Annotated in this window: 17 protein-coding genes and 1 tRNA gene; 13 read left to right on the top strand and 5 right to left on the bottom strand. The window is 63.9% G+C overall.

What is annotated here, in order from left to right:
- Window positions 1–32 precede the first annotated feature (32 nt).
- The gene (locus tag L0D18_RS08080) at window positions 33–1,259 is read right to left on the bottom strand and encodes an adenylosuccinate synthase (RefSeq protein ID WP_243028372.1); all 1,227 of its coding nucleotides are present in this window, start codon (window positions 1,257–1,259) and stop codon (window positions 33–35) included.
- Window positions 1,260–1,379: 120 nt separating this feature from the next.
- Here L0D18_RS08080 and L0D18_RS08075 point away from each other — a divergent pair, with 120 nt between their 5' ends.
- Complete coding sequence (locus L0D18_RS08075) at window positions 1,380–2,639, top strand: RNA-guided endonuclease InsQ/TnpB family protein (RefSeq protein ID WP_243028371.1); 1,260 nt, start codon at window positions 1,380–1,382, stop codon at window positions 2,637–2,639.
- A gap of 12 nt (window positions 2,640–2,651) precedes the next feature.
- Here the strand turns inward: L0D18_RS08075 and L0D18_RS08070 are convergent, their stop codons facing one another.
- The 4 genes from L0D18_RS08070 to L0D18_RS08055 are packed head-to-tail and all read right to left on the bottom strand — an operon-like array spanning window position 2,652 to window position 5,356.
- A complete protein-coding gene (locus L0D18_RS08070; protein ID WP_243028370.1) occupies window positions 2,652–3,320 on the bottom strand; it encodes a queuosine precursor transporter in 669 nt (222 codons plus the stop codon).
- Window positions 3,317–3,862: a hypoxanthine phosphoribosyltransferase gene (gene hpt, locus L0D18_RS08065; RefSeq protein WP_243028369.1), complete on the bottom strand. Its 546-nt coding sequence runs from the start codon at window positions 3,860–3,862 to the stop codon at window positions 3,317–3,319. Before hpt ends, L0D18_RS08070 begins: the two co-directional genes overlap by 4 nt.
- The gene (locus L0D18_RS08060) at window positions 3,859–4,569 is read right to left on the bottom strand and encodes a pseudouridine synthase (protein WP_243028368.1); all 711 of its coding nucleotides are present in this window, start codon (window positions 4,567–4,569) and stop codon (window positions 3,859–3,861) included. The genes hpt and L0D18_RS08060 overlap by 4 nt, the downstream gene beginning before the upstream one ends.
- A gap of 1 nt (window position 4,570) precedes the next feature.
- On the bottom strand, window positions 4,571–5,356 hold the full coding sequence (locus L0D18_RS08055; protein WP_243028367.1) for an enoyl-CoA hydratase/isomerase family protein: 786 nt from the start codon (window positions 5,354–5,356) through the stop codon (window positions 4,571–4,573).
- Between the two features lie 46 nt (window positions 5,357–5,402).
- Here L0D18_RS08055 and truB point away from each other — a divergent pair, with 46 nt between their 5' ends.
- From truB to tuf, 12 genes are all read left to right on the top strand, one after another.
- A complete protein-coding gene (gene truB, locus L0D18_RS08050) occupies window positions 5,403–6,341 on the top strand; it encodes a tRNA pseudouridine(55) synthase TruB (RefSeq protein WP_243028366.1) in 939 nt (312 codons plus the stop codon).
- 1 nt (window position 6,342) lies between these two features.
- Entirely contained in the window at window positions 6,343–7,452 is a 1,110-nt protein-coding gene (gene ald / locus L0D18_RS08045; RefSeq protein ID WP_243028365.1) for an alanine dehydrogenase, read from the top strand.
- 1 nt (window position 7,453) lies between these two features.
- Window positions 7,454–7,795, top strand: coding sequence for an Asp23/Gls24 family envelope stress response protein (locus L0D18_RS08040; RefSeq protein ID WP_243028364.1), 342 nt, complete (start codon window positions 7,454–7,456; stop codon window positions 7,793–7,795).
- Window positions 7,788–9,353 carry a DAK2 domain-containing protein gene (locus L0D18_RS08035; protein WP_243028363.1) on the top strand — a complete coding sequence of 522 codons (1,566 nt, stop codon included), beginning with the start codon at window positions 7,788–7,790 and terminating at the stop codon, window positions 9,351–9,353. The genes L0D18_RS08040 and L0D18_RS08035 overlap by 8 nt, the downstream gene beginning before the upstream one ends.
- Window positions 9,354–9,447: 94 nt before the next feature.
- Window positions 9,448–10,233, top strand: a complete 786-nt coding sequence (locus tag L0D18_RS08030) for a hypothetical protein (RefSeq protein WP_243028362.1) — start codon at window positions 9,448–9,450, stop codon at window positions 10,231–10,233.
- A gap of 200 nt (window positions 10,234–10,433) precedes the next feature.
- Window positions 10,434–10,862: a 3D domain-containing protein gene (locus L0D18_RS08025; RefSeq protein WP_243028361.1), complete on the top strand. Its 429-nt coding sequence runs from the start codon at window positions 10,434–10,436 to the stop codon at window positions 10,860–10,862.
- A gap of 19 nt (window positions 10,863–10,881) precedes the next feature.
- Window positions 10,882–12,003, top strand: coding sequence for an ABC transporter permease (locus L0D18_RS08020; protein WP_243028360.1), 1,122 nt, complete (start codon window positions 10,882–10,884; stop codon window positions 12,001–12,003).
- A 40-nt stretch (window positions 12,004–12,043) separates the two neighbouring features.
- Window positions 12,044–12,118: transfer RNA gene (locus tag L0D18_RS08015), tRNA-Thr, on the top strand.
- Between the two features lie 204 nt (window positions 12,119–12,322).
- A complete protein-coding gene (gene rpsL / locus L0D18_RS08010) occupies window positions 12,323–12,736 on the top strand; it encodes a 30S ribosomal protein S12 (RefSeq protein WP_019551715.1) in 414 nt (137 codons plus the stop codon).
- A 7-nt stretch (window positions 12,737–12,743) separates the two neighbouring features.
- Window positions 12,744–13,214: a 30S ribosomal protein S7 gene (rpsG, locus tag L0D18_RS08005; protein ID WP_243028359.1), complete on the top strand. Its 471-nt coding sequence runs from the start codon at window positions 12,744–12,746 to the stop codon at window positions 13,212–13,214.
- A 3-nt stretch (window positions 13,215–13,217) separates the two neighbouring features.
- Window positions 13,218–15,293 (top strand): elongation factor G, encoded by a 2,076-nt coding sequence (fusA, locus tag L0D18_RS08000; RefSeq protein WP_243028358.1) that lies wholly within the window; start codon window positions 13,218–13,220, stop codon window positions 15,291–15,293.
- Between the two features lie 56 nt (window positions 15,294–15,349).
- Window positions 15,350–16,568, top strand: a 1,219-nt coding sequence (gene tuf, locus L0D18_RS07995) for an elongation factor Tu (RefSeq protein ID WP_243028357.1), incomplete at its 3' end; no start/stop codon positions are given.

The raw sequence follows: 16,568 nt of genomic DNA, 5'->3' as shown, positions 1-16,568 counted from the left end.
ACCACCCTGGCGCAAGCCAGGGTGGGGCGGTATTAGACCCAGCTCACCGCCCCGAAGGTGTCCTCCCTCCTGGGGCTGGTGGAGAAGAGGACCACCGGCACCCCGGTGTACTCCTCAATGAGCTCTAGGTAGCGCCTTAGGGAAGGGGGAAGCTCCTCCCGGCTTCGCACCCCAAAGAGGTCCCCCCAGCCCTCCAGCTCCAGGTAGCGCACCGCCTCCGGGCTGGCCTCCCCGGGCCGGGCCCCGTCCAGGTACTCCACCGCCACCTTCACCTTCTCCAGGCCGGAAAGCACGTCCAGCTTGGTGATGGCCAGGCCGTCAAAGCCGTTCACCTCACAGGCGTACTTGAGGGCCACCAGGTCCAGCCAGCCCACCCGCCTGGGCCTCCCCGTAGTGGTGCCGTACTCCCCGCCCTTTTCCCTAAGGTGGTGGGCTAAGTCCCCGCTAAGTTCCGTGGGGAAAGGGCCTTCCCCCACCCGGGTGGCGTAGGCCTTGGCCACCCCGTAGACCTTGGTGATGGCCTTGTGGTTAAGCCCCGTGCCCACCAGGATGCCCCCCACCGTGGGATGGGAGCTGGTTACGTAGGGGTAGGTGCCGTAGTTGAGGTCCAAAAGGGTGGCCTGGGCCCCTTCAAAGAGGAGGCGTTTGCCCCGCTTGAGGGCTTCCCGCAACAGGCTCCCCGTGTCGGCCACGAAGGGGGCCAGGATCTCCCGCATGCGCTGAAGGTCGGCTAGGGCCTTTTCCTCCGTGTCCCAGCCGGCCTCCCGGGTGGAGTTGGGCTTTTCCAGGAGGAGGCGGCGCACCCGTTCCCTCAAGACGTCCTCCTTTAAGAGGTCCCCGGCCCGTATCCCCACCCTCCTCGCCCGGTCGGAGTAGGCGGGGCCGATGCCCCGTCCGGTGGTGCCCACGAAGTTGTGGCGGCTTTCCACGTGCTTGTGGTGGGGAAGGACCAGGTGGGCCCGTTCGGAAACCAGCACCTGGGGGTTAAACCCCTCCTTCCTTAGGGCCTCGAGCTCCTCCTGGAAGCGGAAGGCGTCTATGACCATGCCATCCCCCAGGATGTTCACCGCATGGGGGTGGATGACCCCCGAGGGCAGGAGGTTCAGCTTGAAGACCCGCCCCTCGGCCACCACGGTGTGGCCGGCGTTGGCCCCCCCTTGGTAGCGGATCACGTAATCGGCCTCTTGGGCGAGGGCGTCCACCACTTTCCCCTTACCCTCGTCCCCCCACTGGGCTCCGATGATGGCGACTCCCGGCATCCCCTAAAGCTTACAGAAAAGAGGGATGTGGGGGGCCATAATGCCCCGGACTTTCAGTCCGGGGATACATGGGTCAGCGAAGCTACATTAGCCCCCCACAGTGGGCTACACTAAAAACAAATGGTCCAGCGGTGTATGCCCACCCTGGACCCGGCACCACCTGAGTGGAAGGTGATGCACATACAGAATAGCACCTACAAGAAGGCTTTCAAGTACCGCCTCTACCCCACCAAACCCCAAAGGCGGGACCTGGAGAAGGTACTTTCCTTGTGTCGTCAACTCTATAACGCCGCTCTACAAGAGAGGAGGGACGCCTATAGGAAAGCCCAAAAGTCTATCAGTGCCCATGAGCAGATGGGGTATCTCCCCCAAATACGGACCGAACTTCCGGGGTATAAACTTGTCCATTCCCAAGTTCTGCAGGATGTGATAAAGAGGGTAGACAGGGCCTTTCAAGGTTTCTTCCGGCGGGTCAAGGAGGGACAAAGGGCTGGTTATCCACGTTTCAAAGGAAAAGGACGCTACGACTCCTTCACCTTCCCCCAGGCCGGGACTACCGGGGTCAAACTCCAAGAAGGGGGGAAACGGGTTCTCCTATACGGCATCGGCTCGGTGAAGCTGAAGCTTCATCGTCCTCTGGAAGGCAGGATCAAGACGGCTACGGTAAAGCGGGAAGGGGATGACTGGTACATCATCTTCGTCTGTGAGGTGGACCCCAAGCCCCTACCTCCCAACGACAATCAGGTGGGGATAGACCTGGGTACCAATCCCTACTTTCTTGTCACCTCTGAAGGGGAGATGGTAGAAGCTCCCCGCTACTACCAGAAGACCCAAGAGAAGCTGGCCAAAATACAAAGGGAGCTCTCCCGAAAGAAAAGGGGTAGCAACCGGTATAAGAAGGCTAGAGAACAGCTTGCCAAACTGCACCGAAAAATCGCCAATCAGAGAAAAGACTTCCACCACAAACTTGCCAGGAAGCTCGTAAACCGTTATGGCACCATTGTCCATGAAGACCTGAACATAAACGGACTATCCCGTTCTCCTCTTGCCAAAGGGCTACTCGACGCAGGGTGGGCGCAGTTTCTCCAAATCCTTGCCTACAAAGCGGCAGAAGCTGGTAGGCGGGTCATCAAGGTAGACCCCAAGTACACAAGCCAAGATTGCCCTGTCTGCGGTCACCGGGAGAAGAGGCCCCTGTGGGTCAGGGAGTTCACGTGTCCCTCTTGTGGGGCTCTCCTCCATCGGGACGTGGCGGCGGCAGTGAACATCTTGGCTAAGGCCTGGGTCAGCCGAAAGGCTACCTTGCCGGGGCCTTCGGGGACAGGTTTAAGCTTGTCCCCGAGAAGCCCCGCTCTACAAGATAGCCTTACGGCTGACTAGAGCGGGGAGTTGTCACGCCAAACGGAAGGGGTTGAAGTCCGTGTCCCGGTCGTAGACGTCAAGCCCCTCCACCCGCTTGAGGAAGCCCACCACCCCGTAGGTGATGGGGAGCATGAAGGCCTCCACGCCCACCTTGAAGACGTAGTTGGAAAGGAAGACGGCGAGGAGCACCTCCGGGGGGAAGACTCCGTAGAAGGCCACCAGGAGGAAGATGCCCGTGTCCAGTCCCTGGCCCACCAGGGTGGAGGCGAGGGCCCTCAGCCAGAAGAAGCGCCCCTCGGTCTTCACCTTCAGCTTGGCCAACACGTAGGCGTTGGCGAACTCCCCCACGAAGTAGGCCAGCAGGCTACCCAAGACGATCCTGGGGGTAAGGCCCAGGAGGAGGCCAAAGGCCTCGGCAAAGCGCTGGCTTTCCCCATCCTTGGGGGCGGGGAGGGCGGCCACCCCTTGGAAGGTGAGGGTGGCCAGGAGAAGGGCGAAAAATCCCAGCCAGATCACCCGGCGGCTACGCCGATAGCCGTAGACCTCGGTGAGCACATCCCCGAAGATGTAGGCCAAGGGGAAAAGCAGGGTACCGCCGTCAAAGGTGAAAGGCCCTAGGATCACCAGCTTGGTGGAGGCCACGTTGGAAACCAAGAGGACGGCGGCGAAGAGCACGGCGATCAGGTCCAGGTACTTCATTCCTCCTCCGGACGAAGGGAGGTGATGAAGGGCAGGTTGCGGTCAAACTGGGCCCGGTCCAGGCCGTAGCCGTAGACGTAGGCGTCCTCAATCTCAAAGCCCAGGTAGTGGATGGGCACCTCCACCTGGCGCCGGCTGGGCTTGGAGAGGAGGGCCGCCACCCGCACCGAGGCGGGCTTGCGGGCCTCGAGGTAGTCCAACAAGTAGGAAAGGGTAAGCCCCGTATCCACGATGTCCTCCACCACGATCACGTCCCGGCCATGGATGGGAAGGCGGAGGTCCTTTAAAAGCTCCACCTCGCCGCTTGTGCGGTAGGCGTTGCCGTAGGAGCTGATGGAGATGAAGTCCAGGGTGAGGGGCAAGGGGATGGCCCGTACCAGGTCGGCCATGAAGATGAAGGCCCCATTCAGGACGCAGATGAGGTGCGGGGTTTTCCCCTGGTAGTCCTGGGCGATCTGGGCTCCCAGCTCCTTCACCCGGTTTGCTATGGCCTCGGGGGGAATCTGCACGGGTCCGTTTCCCGCGGTGAACATGGACCTCATTCTAAGGGGATTTCCCGCAGGAGGGCTTCCACCTCTTCCGCGGTAAGCCTCCGCCACCTTCCTGGGGGCAGGCTGCCAAGGCGGATGGGGCCCACCTGAAGCCTCAGGAGGCGCTTTACGGGATAGCCCACCCTCTTCAGCATCCTCCGCACCTCCCGCTTCCGGCCCTCCGCCAGGGTGAGGAAGGCCCCACCGGGGGCCGGGCGGCAGGCCAGGGCCCGGGCGGGGCCATCCTCCAGCTCCACCCCCTCTAGAAGCCTCTGGCAGACGGACCTGGGCAGGGTCCCCCTTTCCGTCCAGACCCGGTAGACCTTCCTCACCCCATACCGGGGGTGGGTGAGGCGGAGGGTTAAGTGGCCATCGTTGGTGAGGAGGAGAAGCCCCTCCGAGTCCCGGTCCAGGCGGCCTATGGGGTGGAGGCCGGGGATAGGGGGCAGGAGGTGGAAGACCGTCTTTTGGGCGTGGGGGTCATGGCGGGTGGTGGTGTAGCCCCGGGGTTTGTGCAGGGCCAGGACTACCCTCTCGGCCAAGGGCTCCACCCGCTTCCCGTCCACCTCCACCACGTCCCCTGGGTTCACCTTCTGTCCCAAGGTGGCCACGGCCCCATTCACCCGCACCCGGCCCTGGCGGATCAGCTCCTCCGCTTGCCGGCGGCTTCCCAGGCCGGCTCGAGCCAGGAAGGCTTGCAGGCGCAAGGGTCTTTTCATGTTAAAACTGGGGCTTCCTCTTCTCCTTTAGGGCCCTTAGCCCCTCCTCCAGCTCCTCCCCTTGGAACCCCAAAAACTCCAGGGCCAAGGAGACCTCAAAGTGGGGCAAGAAGGTGCGGAACCAGTTGTTTAGGGCGTGCTTGGTGAAGTTCAGGGCCTCCTTGGGGCCTTCGGCCAGGCGGGTGGCCACCTCGAGGGCCTTCTCGTACACCTGGTCGTCCTCCACCGCCAGGGCCACCAGGCCCAGCCTTTCCGCCTCCTCCCCGGTGAGGGGTTCGCCCAGGAGAAGGTGGTACTTGGCCTTGGCCATGCCTAAAAGAAGGGGCCAAAGGAGGACCGCATGGTCCCCGGCGGCCACCCCAAGCCGCAGGTGGCCGTCCAGAAGCCTGGCCCCCTTGCCCGCCACCACCACGTCGCTGGCTAGGGCCAAGGCCAGCCCCGCCCCCACCGCCACCCCTTCCACGGCCGCCACCACGGGCCTGGGGAAGTCCAGGGGTCCTAGGACCAGCTCCCGGGCCTCCCAAAAGACCCGCAAGAGGGCCCGGTGGGAGGCGCGCATCTCCTCAATCAGGGCGAAGGAGCCCCCGGCGGAGAAGACCCCACCCTCGCCCCTTAAGAGGACGGTCCTAACCTCTTCCAGCTCCCGGAGGTCCCGCCAGATCCGGGCCAGGTCCCGGTGGGCCCCTGGGCCCAAGGCGTTCAACTTCTCGCCCTTTAGGGTGATCCCCAGCACCCCGGGCCGGGGCCAGGCGAGGGCGAGGCTGGGGTAGCGGTCCTGTAGGTCCATGCTTCCATTCTTCATCCTTGCGTAATGGTGATACAATCCCCTAGGCATGGCCCTCTATGCGGTGGACAAGCCCCTCCACCTCACCTCCCATGACGTGGTGGAGGAGGCGAGGCGCCTTCTCTCTACCCGCCGGGTGGGGCATACCGGCACCCTGGATCCCTTGGCCACGGGCCTTCTCCTCCTGGTTTCCGACGAGGGCACCAAGTTGGTCCCCTTCCTCTCGGGGGAGGAGAAGGAGTACATCGCCTGGGTTTCCTTCGGGGCCACCACCCCCACCCTGGATGCGGAAGGTCCCATAAGCGAGGAGGCCCCGGTGCGCTTTGACCGCAAGGACCTGGAGAGCGTGCTCCCTTCGTTTTTGAAGCTGAAAGAGCAGGTGCCTCCCCTCTACTCCGCCATCAAGGTGGGGGGGAAAAGGGCCTACGAGGTGGCCCGGGAGGGAAAGCCCTTGGAGCTGGGCCCAAGGCCGGTAAAGTACCTGGAGGTGGAACTCCTGGCCTTGGACCCCGGGCCCATCCCCCATCCCATCGCCCCCTCGGCCAAGGGCTGGCGGCTTGCGGAAAAGGCCGGGCGCAAGGTGGAGCTTCCCAAGCCCTTGGGGCCCTACCCCACCGCGGTGATCCGCCTGGTGGTGGGCCCCGGCACCTACGTGCGGGCCTTTGCCCGGGACCTGGGGGAGAGGCTCAAGACCAAGGCCTTTCTCTCCGGGCTGGTGCGCACCCGCATCGGCAAGGTGGGGTTGGAGCGGGCGGTGAAGCTTTCCGAACTCTCCCCGGAAAAGGCCATCCCCGAAACCGATGTTCTGCCCTTTCCCGTGGTGGAGCTTTCCCACACCGAGGCCCGGCGCGTTTTGGAAGGGGTTCCTTTGCCCATCCCGGCTTTGGGCTATGTGGCCTTGGTGGATTCCCGGAGGAGGCTTCTGGCCATCGCTGAGGGCGACGGCTTCAAGCTCAAGATACGGCGTGTCTTTGTAAAGGAGGCCTAGTATGGTGATCGGCGTACCCAAGGAGATCAAGACCCTGGAAAACCGCGTGGCCATGACCCCAGGTGGGGTGGAAAGCCTGGTCAAGCGGGGGCATACCGTGCTGGTGGAACGGGGAGCAGGCCTAGGCTCCGGCCTATCCGATGCCGAGTACGAACGGGCCGGAGCCGAACTCGTAAGCCGGGAGGAAGCCTGGGGAGCGGAGATGGTGGTGAAGGTGAAGGAGCCCCTTCCCGAGGAGTACCCCTTTTTGCGCCCCGGGCTTATCCTCTTCACCTACCTCCACCTGGCCGCGGACCGTACCCTAACCGAGGCCATGTTGGGAAGCGGGGTCACGGGGATCGCCTACGAAACCGTGCAGCTTCCCGATGGTTCCTTGCCCCTCCTGGTACCCATGAGCGAGGTGGCGGGGCGCATGGCCCCTCAGGTGGGGGCCCAGTTCCTGGAGAAGCCCCATGGGGGCCGGGGGGTGCTCCTGGGCGGGGTGCCGGGAGTGGCCCCGGCCAGCGTGGTCATCCTGGGGGGTGGCACCGTGGGCACCAACGCCGCCAAGATCGCCTTGGGCATGGGGGCCCAGGTGACCATCCTGGACGTGAACCATAGGCGCCTGCAGTACCTGGACGATATCTTTGGGGGCCGGGTGGTCACCCTCACCGCCACGGAGGCCAACATCAAGAAGAGCATCCAGCACGCAGACCTTCTCATTGGGGCGGTTTTGGTGCCGGGGGCCAAGGCCCCCAAGCTGGTGACCCGGGACATGCTCCCCCTCATGAAGGAGGGCTCGGTGATCGTGGACGTGGCCGTGGACCAAGGGGGGTGCGTGGAGACCATCCGCCCCACCACCCATGCCGAACCCACCTATGTGGTGGAAGGGGTGGTGCACTACGGGGTGGCCAACATGCCGGGAGCGGTGCCCAGGACCAGCACCTTCGCCCTCACCAACCAGACCCTCCCCTACGTGCTGAAGCTGGCGGAAAAAGGCCTGGAAGCCCTCCTGGAGGATAGCGCCCTCCTTAAAGGATTGAACACCCATAAGGGGCTTCTCACCCACCCCGGTGTGGCCGAGGCCTTCGGCCTGCCCTATACGTCCCCCGAGGAGGCCCTAAGGAGGTAGGATGGCCGGCCGTGTGACGGTAACCGAAGGCGCCTTGGCCTCCTTGTTGGCCCTGGCGGCGCACGAGGTGCCGGGGGTGGTGGGGATGGCCCCCGCGGGGCTTAAGGACCAGGTGGTGCGCATCCTAGGCCGGCAGGAGGCCAGCGAGGGGGTGGTGGTGCGCCAGGACCCGGCTCACCCTGGCCGGTACACCGCGGACTTCTACGTGGTGGTGGCGGTGGGGACCCGGATTCCCACGGTGGTGGAGTCCTTGGCGGAGCGGGTGGCCTATGCCGCCAAAAAGCTCGCGGGGGTGGAGCTTTCCCAGGTGCGGGTCCACGTGGTGGGGGTGGGGCGTGGCTAGCCTGGGGCCGGAGGAGCTTGCCGAAGCCTTCCGCTACGCCACGGATTGGTTTTCCGTGTTCGTGGAGGAGCTCAACGCCCTCAACGTCTATCCCGTGCCCGATGGGGATACCGGAACCAACATGCACCTCACCCTCCAGTCCGCCCGGCGGGAGCTGGACCTGGCGGACACCTCCAAGATGCCCGAGGTGGCCCGGGCCATCGCCTACGGGAGCCTTTTGGGGGCCCGGGGGAATAGCGGGGTGATCCTTTCCCAAATCCTTAGGGGCTTTAGCGAGGCCCTCCGCCAAAAGGAGGTGCTGGATGCCCCCACCCTGGCCGAGGCCCTGCGCCTGGGGGCGGAAACCGGCTATAAGGCGGTGATGAAGCCGGTGGAGGGGACCATCCTCACCGTGGCCCGGGCTGCGGGGGAAGGGGCTAGAGGGGAGGTCCTCGAGGAAGTCCTGGAACATGCCCTTAAGGCCGCCCGGGAGGCGTTGGAAGAGACCCCGGAGCTCCTTCCCGTTTTGAAGCAGGCAGGGGTGGTGGACGCCGGGGGTGCGGGGTATGTGCGCTTTCTGGAGGGCCTACGGGGGTACCTCCTGAGGTTACCCCTGCCCGAGCCCCCCAAGGTGGAGCGCTACGCCCAGACCGCCTTCGCCACGGAGGAGTTCGGCTACTGCACCGAGTTCCTCATGGAGGGGGTGGAGGTGCCTATTGAGAGGATCCGGGAGGCGGTGGCCCCCTTTGGGGACTCCCTCTTGGTGGTGGGGGCCGAGGGGTACGTGAAGGGGCACATCCACACCGATGACCCCGATGGCCTCCTGGCCACCGTGGCCCGCTTCGGCCGCATGGTGCGCACCAAGGTGGAGGACATGACCGAGCAGCACACGGAGATCCTGGCCATGGCGGGGGCAGGGGAGGGGGCCCCGCCCCCCACGGGCCTGGTGGCCGTGGCCCTGGGGCATGGGCCCACCCGGGCCTTCCGCAGCCTGGGGGCCCGGGTGGTGGCGGGAGGGCAGACGCAAAACCCCAGCGTGGAGGACCTGCTTGCCGCCATCAGGAGCGTGGCCAGCCCCAAGGTGATCCTCCTTCCCAACAACCCCAACGTCTTTTTGGCGGCGGAGAGGGCGGCGGAACTGGCCAAGGAATGGGGTAAGGAGGTGCATGTGCTGAAAACCCGCACCCTGGGCCAGGGCCTAGCGGCCGCGGTGCGCTACCTCCCCGAGGTGGAAGCGGAGGAGCTCCTTCCGGAGATGGAGGAGGCCATGAGGGGGGCGGTGACCCTCGAGGTCACCTGGGCCAGCCGGGATGTTGAGTTGGACGGGGTTAAGGTCTTAAAGGACAAGCCCATCGGCCTCCTGGATGGGAGGCTGGTCCTCATGGGGGAAACCCCAGAGGAGGTGCTGGAGGGCCTCATCCGCCTGGCCCAGGAGGGCAAGGAGGTCCTCACCCTTTTCCTGGGCCCCCATGCTTCCCGGGAAAGGGTCGAGGAACTGGCGGGGAAGTTTCCAGAGCTGGTGGTGGAGATCCTCCCGGGAGGGCCTGACCTCTACGCCTATCTGGGGGTCTTGGAGTAGCTAAAGAAAGCCTAAGCCCTTTCCCCCTTTCCCCGGGTTATCCTTGGGAAAAGGGGGGGTTATGTGGTGGGATAGGCCAGGAATAGGTAGGGGTTTGCTTGCCAGCCTTGTGGCCTTGGTGCTCGCGGGCTGCAACCTGCAGGGCACCCTACCGGTGAGCGGGGAGTTGCCCGTAGGGGGGTATGTCGTTGCCCAACTTCCCCCTGCCCAAGAAAGCGGGGGGGAGCTTCGTCCGGGGGTCAAGGTCTACCGGATCGTCCTTTCCCAAGATGGGGCGGTAACGGTAAGTGCGGTTTCCAGCGATTTGCAACTAAGGGCTCGGCTCCGCCTGGTGCTTTTGGACGACAAAGGGGTAGTGCAGGCGGTGAGCGTGGCCCGGAACTGGTTTGCCGCCCGGCTAGAACTTACCCCCCTTTCCCTGCGTCCCCAGATCACCACCGATCCCGGATACCGCCTGAACTTCGAGGGGCAGGCGGGCCAGGTCTTCTACCTGAGGGTGGAAAACTACGCCCTAAGCGAGGACCGGGTGACCCTGTACGCCAACGCCTTTAGCCCCAATCCAGCTGGAAAAGGGGAGGTCTTCACCACCGGCACCCGGCAGGGGGCCATAGAGTTCGTGGGGGAGTTTGACCGCTACGATGTCTCTTCCGCCACGGGGTACCTAAGGCTCACCTATTCCGGCCCCTTGGACCTGGTGGCCCTTCTGTACACGGGCCCCTCAGACCCCTCTCCTCTGGTCCTGGACCCGGTGATGGCCTGTGCCCCCATCTCCCCCGCCACCTTTTTGGTGGTGCGGGACCGGGGCTTGGTCCGGGCGGGGTTTGACGAGGGGAATAGCGGCCGCTACCGCCTGGAGATCTCCTCCACCCCTTGCCCCTAGGTTTTGGGTGGGAACGGATTGAGAGCTAGCTAAAGGGTCCTAAGGATTTTCTAATCTGGTATTTTCCGATAACGTCCCTTGGCGGGGCAGCCGCTTAGTGATCGGAATGGTTCCATGGCCCTTGGGGGCTGGCTTGGATGAGCCAGCCCCCTCATTCTTCTCAGAAAGCTCCAGGATTAACCCGCATACTCAAGGGCGCTATGCGGGGTTTCCTGATTCTGCTCCTCTTCGCCCTGGCCGTTGCCGGGGCTTGGGCCCAGTCTGGGGTACGAAAAAGCATGCTCCTCGAGGCCACCGCCTACACCTCCAGCGTCCGGGAAACCGACTCCACCCCCTTCATCACCGCCACAGGGATGCGCACCCGCCTGGGGGTTTTGGCGGTGAGCCCGGACCTCCTCAAGGTTTTGCCCTATGGTACCAAGGTGCGGCTTCGCGACCTGGGCTCGGTCTATGGCCGGGGCCGGGGACAGTTTGACTACCTGTTCCGGGATCGGGTCTTTGTGGTGGCCGACGTGATGCACCCCAGGATGCGGGAAAAGGTGGACGTTTGGCTTCCCGACCGGGCCACCGCCTTGCGCTTTGGCCGGAGGTTGGTGGAACTGGTGGTGGTGGAGTACCCCAGGCGCTAGGCCCCCGTATCCTAAGGGCGTGCGCTTTGCCCTCTTTCTGGCCCTAGCCCACCTCAAGCGAAGACCCTTGCAGACGGGACTCGCCCTTTTGGGGGTAGGGGTGGGGGTGGCGGTCCTCCTCACCGCCCTTTCCCTCACCAACGGCTTTGTGAGCGGCCTGGTGCGGGCCACCTTGAAGGCCTATCCCCATCTGGTCCTTTTCAGCTTGAGCGAGGAGCTACCTCCTTTTCCCGGGCGGGACCATCCCGGGGTGGAGGCCTACGCCCCCTTTGCTGCCACCAAGGCCCTTTTAACCCGCCCGGCGGAGGGCGCCAGGGGCCCGGGGGTGGACTTCGCCACCCTGGTGGGCCTGGGCCAAGGCGGGGAGGCCCTTTACCCGGAGCTGGGCCTAAGGCTGGAGCCCGGGGGCATCTATCTGGGCTCGGCCCTGCAGCAGTCTTTGGGGGCCTTTGTGGGGGATAGGCTTTACGCCATGTCCGCCACCCAGGAACGGGTGGAGCTTAAGGTCCTGGGGGCTTTCCGTACCGGTAACTATCTCCTGGATTCCGCCTATGCCTTTGTGGACCTAAAGACGGTGGAAAGGCTTTCCGGGATCAGGGCTCAAGGGTACCAGGTGCGCCTCAAGGACCCCTGGCGGGCCAAGGAGCTGGGTGGGGAACTGGCGGGTACCCGGTTCTTCCCCCAGGCCTGGCAGGACACCCAGCGCACCCTCTTGGAGCAACTCTCCTTGCAGAAGAGGGTTTTGGGCATCCTGATCTTCTTGATCGTGGCGGTGGCCGCCTTAGGGGTGGCTAACCTCTTGGTGCTCAAGGTGGTGGAAAAGACCCCGGAGATCGCCCTCCTTCGGGCCATGGGCGCCTCAAGGCTCACCGTGGGCTTGGTCTTTGCCCTCGAAGGGGTCTTTTTGGGCGTGGGCGGCGTGCTCCTAGGCAACCTCCTCGGCTATCTCCTTTCCCTTTATTTGGCCCTCCGCCCGGTGGACCTTCCCGGGGAGCTTTACTTCCTCACCCACCTGCCCGTGGAGATGCGCCTATCGGATTTCCTCTGGGTGAGCGGGGCAAGCCTTTTGGCCACTTTCCTTTCTGCTTTGCTGCCCCTCTTTCGCGCCCTAAGGGTCCAGCCTGGTGTCGTCTTGCGCTAGTTGCGCAAACGGGAGTTCTGCCCTAGACTCTTTAGGGCGGGCCGGTGTAGCTCAGCGGTAGAGCAACCGCCTCGTAAGCGGTAGGCCGCCGGTTCAAATCCGGCCACCGGCTCCAGAACCCCCCAGCCCCTCGAGGGCTGGGTTTTTCTTCGCCCCCCGGCTTGCCAAAAGAGGCCTAGCCCTGTACACTAATCAAGTTGAGGGCCCTCAGGGCCAGCCCCTGGCCCTGAGGGTGGTGCCCTGTGTGGGCAAAAGCCGGGGGAAGGCAACTCCCCCGGGTGGATCTTGAGAACACGGGGGCAAGTCCAAGAAGAAGGGAGTGGTGGCACTGCCGACGATCAACCAGCTGGTCAGAAAGGGCCGCGAGAAGGTCCAGAAGAAGAGCAAGGTTCCGGCCTTGAAGGGGTCGCCCTTCCGCCGGGGAGTGTGCACCGTGGTGCGCACCGTAACCCCCAAGAAGCCCAACTCCGCCTTGCGGAAGGTGGCCAAGGTGCGCCTGACCTCCGGGTACGAGGTTACCGCCTACATTCCTGGCGAGGGGCACAACCTGCAGGAGCACTCCGTGGTCCTCATCCGGGGTGGCCGTGTTAAGGACCTGCCGGGTGTGCGCTACCACATCGTGCGTGGGGTCTACGACACCCAAGGGGTGAAGGACCGCAAGAAGAGCCGCTCCAAGTACGGGACCAAGAAGCCCAAGGAGACCAAGGGCGCGGCTCCGGCCAAGAAGAAGTAGGTGAACTATGGCACGGAGAAGAAGAGCAGAGGTACGCCAACTCCAGCCCGACCTGGTCTACGGGGATGTGGTGGTGTCGGCCTTCATCAACAAGATCATGCGGGAGGGCAAGAAGAACCTGGCTGCCCGCATCTTCTACGAGGCCTGCCGCATCATCCAGGAAAAGACCGGGCAGGAGCCTTTGAAGGTCTTTAAGCAGGCGGTGGAGAACGTGAAGCCAAGGATGGAGGTCCGTTCCCGCCGCGTGGGTGGGGCCAACTACCAGGTGCCCATGGAGGTCTCCCCCAGAAGGCAGCAGTCCTTGGCCCTACGCTGGCTGGTCCAGGCGGCCAATGCGCGTTCCGAGCGGGGGGCTGCCGTGCGCATCGCCCATGAGCTCATGGACGCAGCCGAGGGCAAGGGCGGAGCGATAAAGAAGAAAGAGGACGTGGAGCGCATGGCCGAGGCCAACCGCGCCTACGCCCACTACCGGTGGTAAGCCATGGCGGTTAAGGTAGAGTACGACCTAAAGAGGCTCCGCAACATCGGCATCGCCGCCCACATTGATGCCGGTAAGACCACCACCACCGAGCGCATCCTCTACTACACCGGCAAGATCCACAAGATCGGGGAGGTTCACGAGGGTGCGGCCACCATGGACTTCATGGAGCAGGAGCGGGAACGGGGCATCACCATCACCGCCGCCGTGACCACCTGCTTCTGGAAGGACCACCGCATCAACATCATCGACACCCCGGGCCACGTGGACTTCACCATTGAGGTGGAGCGCTCCATGCGGGTCTTGGACGGGGCCATCGTGGTCTTCGACTCCAGCCAGGGGGTGGAGCCCCAGTCGGAGACGGTTTGGCGCCAGGCGGAGAAGTACAAGGTTCCCCGCATCGCCTTTGCCAACAAGATGGACAAGACGGGGGCGGACCTTTGGCTGGTGATCCGCACCATGCAGGAGCGCCTGGGGGCCAGGCCGGTGGTGATGCAGCTTCCCATTGGCCGGGAGGACACCTTCTCGGGGATCATTGACGTCCTAAGGATGAAGGCCTACACCTACGGCAACGACTTGGGCACCGATATCCGCGAGATTCCCATTCCGGAAGAGTACCTCCCCCAGGCCCGGGAGTACCACGAGAAGCTCATCGAGGTGGCCGCCGACTTTGACGAAAACGTGATGCTCAAGTACCTGGAGGGGGAAAGCCCCACCGAGGAAGAGCTGGTGGCGGCCATCCGCAAGGGCACCATTGACATCCAGATCACCCCCGTGTTCCTGGGTTCGGCCCTTAAAAACAAGGGCGTACAGCTTCTTCTGGATGCGGTGGTGGATTACCTGCCCTCCCCCTTGGACATCCCCCCTATCAAGGGCACCACGCCCGAGGGGAACGAGGTGGAGATCTACCCCGACCCCGAGGGTCCCCTGGCGGCCTTGGCCTTCAAGATCATGGCCGACCCCTATGTGGGCCGCCTCACCTTCATCCGGGTTTACTCCGGCACCATCACTTCGGGCTCCTACGTGTACAACACCACCAAGGGCCGCAAGGAGCGGGTGGCCCGGCTCCTAAGGATGCACGCCAACCACCGGGAGGAGGTGGAGGAGCTTCGGGCCGGGGACCTGGGGGCGGTGGTGGGCCTTAAGGAGACCATCACCGGGGACACCTTGGTGGGAGAGGGTGCTCCCCGGGTGGTCTTGGAGTCCATAGAGGTACCCGAGCCCGTCATTGACGTGGCCATCGAGCCCAAGACCAAGGCGGACCAGGACAAGCTCTCCCAGGCCCTGGCCCGCCTGGCGGAGGAGGACCCCACCTTCCGGGTTTCCACCCACCCCGAGACCGGGCAGACCATCATCAGCGGGATGGGAGAGCTCCACCTGGAGATCATCGTGGACCGCCTGAAGCGGGAGTTTAAGGTGGACGCCCACGTGGGCAAGCCCCAGGTGGCCTACCGGGAGACCATCACCCGCCCCGTGGACGTGGAGGGCAAGTTCATCCGCCAGACGGGTGGCCGTGGCCAGTATGGCCATGTGAAGATCAAGGCCGAGCCTTTGCCTCGGGGGTCAGGCTTTGAGTTCGTCAACGCCATCGTGGGTGGGGTGATCCCCAAGGAGTACATTCCTGCCGTCCAGAAGGGGATTGAGGAGGCCATGCAGTCGGGTCCCCTGATCGGCTTCCCCGTGGTGGACGTGAAGGTCACCCTCTACGATGGCTCTTACCACGAGGTGGACTCCAGTGAGATGGCCTTCAAGATCGCCGGCTCCATGGCCATCAAGGAGGCGGTGCAGAAGGGGGATCCGGTGATCCTCGAGCCCATCATGCGGGTGGAGGTCACCACCCCTGAGGAGTACATGGGCGACGTCATCGGTGACCTGAACTCCCGCCGGGGCCAGATCCTGGGCATGGAGCCCAGGGGGAACGCCCAGGTGATCCGGGCCTATGTGCCCTTGGCGGAGATGTTCGGCTACGCCACCGATCTGCGTTCCAAGACCCAGGGTAGGGGCTCCTTCGTCATGTTCTTTGACCACTACCAGGAAGTCCCCAAGCAGGTGCAGGAGAAGCTCATCAAGGGGCAGTAAGGATGCCTTTCGGGTAGGCCTTAGGGCCTACCCCGCATGGAGAAAGGAGAGCGAAGATGGCCAAGGGCGAGTTTATCCGTACGAAGCCTCACGTGAACGTGGGGACGATTGGGCACGTGGACCACGGGAAGACGACGCTAACGGCGGCGTTGACGTTTGTGGCGGCGGTGGAGAACCCGAATGTGGAGGTGAAGGACTACGGGGAGATTGACAAGGCGCCGGAGGAGCGTGCGCGGGGGATTACGATTAACACGGCGCATGTGGAGTACGAGACGGCGAAGCGGCACTATTCGCACGTGGATTGTCCTGGGCACGCGGACTACATCAAGAACATGATCACGGGTGCGGCCCAGATGGACGGGGCGATTTTGGTGGTATCGGCGGCGGACGGGCCGATGCCGCAGACGCGGGAGCATATTCTTTTGGCTCGCCAGGTGGGGGTGCCGTACATCGTGGTGTTCATGAACAAGGTGGACATGGTGGACGACCCGGAGCTTTTGGACCTGGTGGAGATGGAGGTGCGGGACCTTTTGAACCAGTACGAGTTTCCTGGGGACGAGGTGCCGGTGATCCGGGGGAGCGCGTTGTTGGCGCTGGAGGAGATGCACCGGAACCCGAAGACGCGGCGTGGGGAGAACGAGTGGGTGGATAAGATTTGGGAGTTGTTGGACGCCATTGACGAGTACATCCCCACGCCGGTGCGGGATGTGGACAAGCCTTTTTTGATGCCGGTGGAGGACGTGTTTACGATTACGGGTCGTGGGACGGTGGCCACGGGGCGGATTGAGCGGGGGAAGGTGAAGGTTGGGGACGAGGTGGAGATTGTAGGTTTAGCTTCTGAGACGCGGAAGACGGTGGTGACGGGTGTGGAGATGCACCGTAAGACGCTTTCGGAGGGTATAGCTGGGGACAATGTGGGGTTGTTGTTGCGGGGTGTAAGCCGGGAGGAGGTGGAGCGGGGGCAGGTGTTGGCGAAGCCTGGGAGCATTACGCCGCACACCAAGTTTGAGGCCTCGGTGTACATCTTGAAGAAGGAGGAGGGGGGCCGGCACACGGGTTTTTTCACGGGATACCGGCCGCAGTTTTACTTTCGGACCACGGATGTGACCGGGGTGGTGGAGCTGCCGGCGGGTGTGGAGATGGTGATGCCTGGGGACAATGTGACGTTTACGGTGGAGCTGATCAAGCCGGTGGCCTTGGAGGAGGGTTTGCGGTTTGCCATTCGTGAGGGTGGGCGGACCGTGGGCGCCGGCGTGGTCACCAAGATCCTGGAGT

The sequence above is a fragment of the Thermus albus genome, from assembly GCF_022760855.1.
Lineage (GTDB): Bacteria > Deinococcota > Deinococci > Deinococcales > Thermaceae > Thermus > Thermus albus.
The sequence above is the reverse complement of the archived record's forward strand: the minus strand, read 5'-3'. Positions and strand labels throughout refer to the sequence as shown.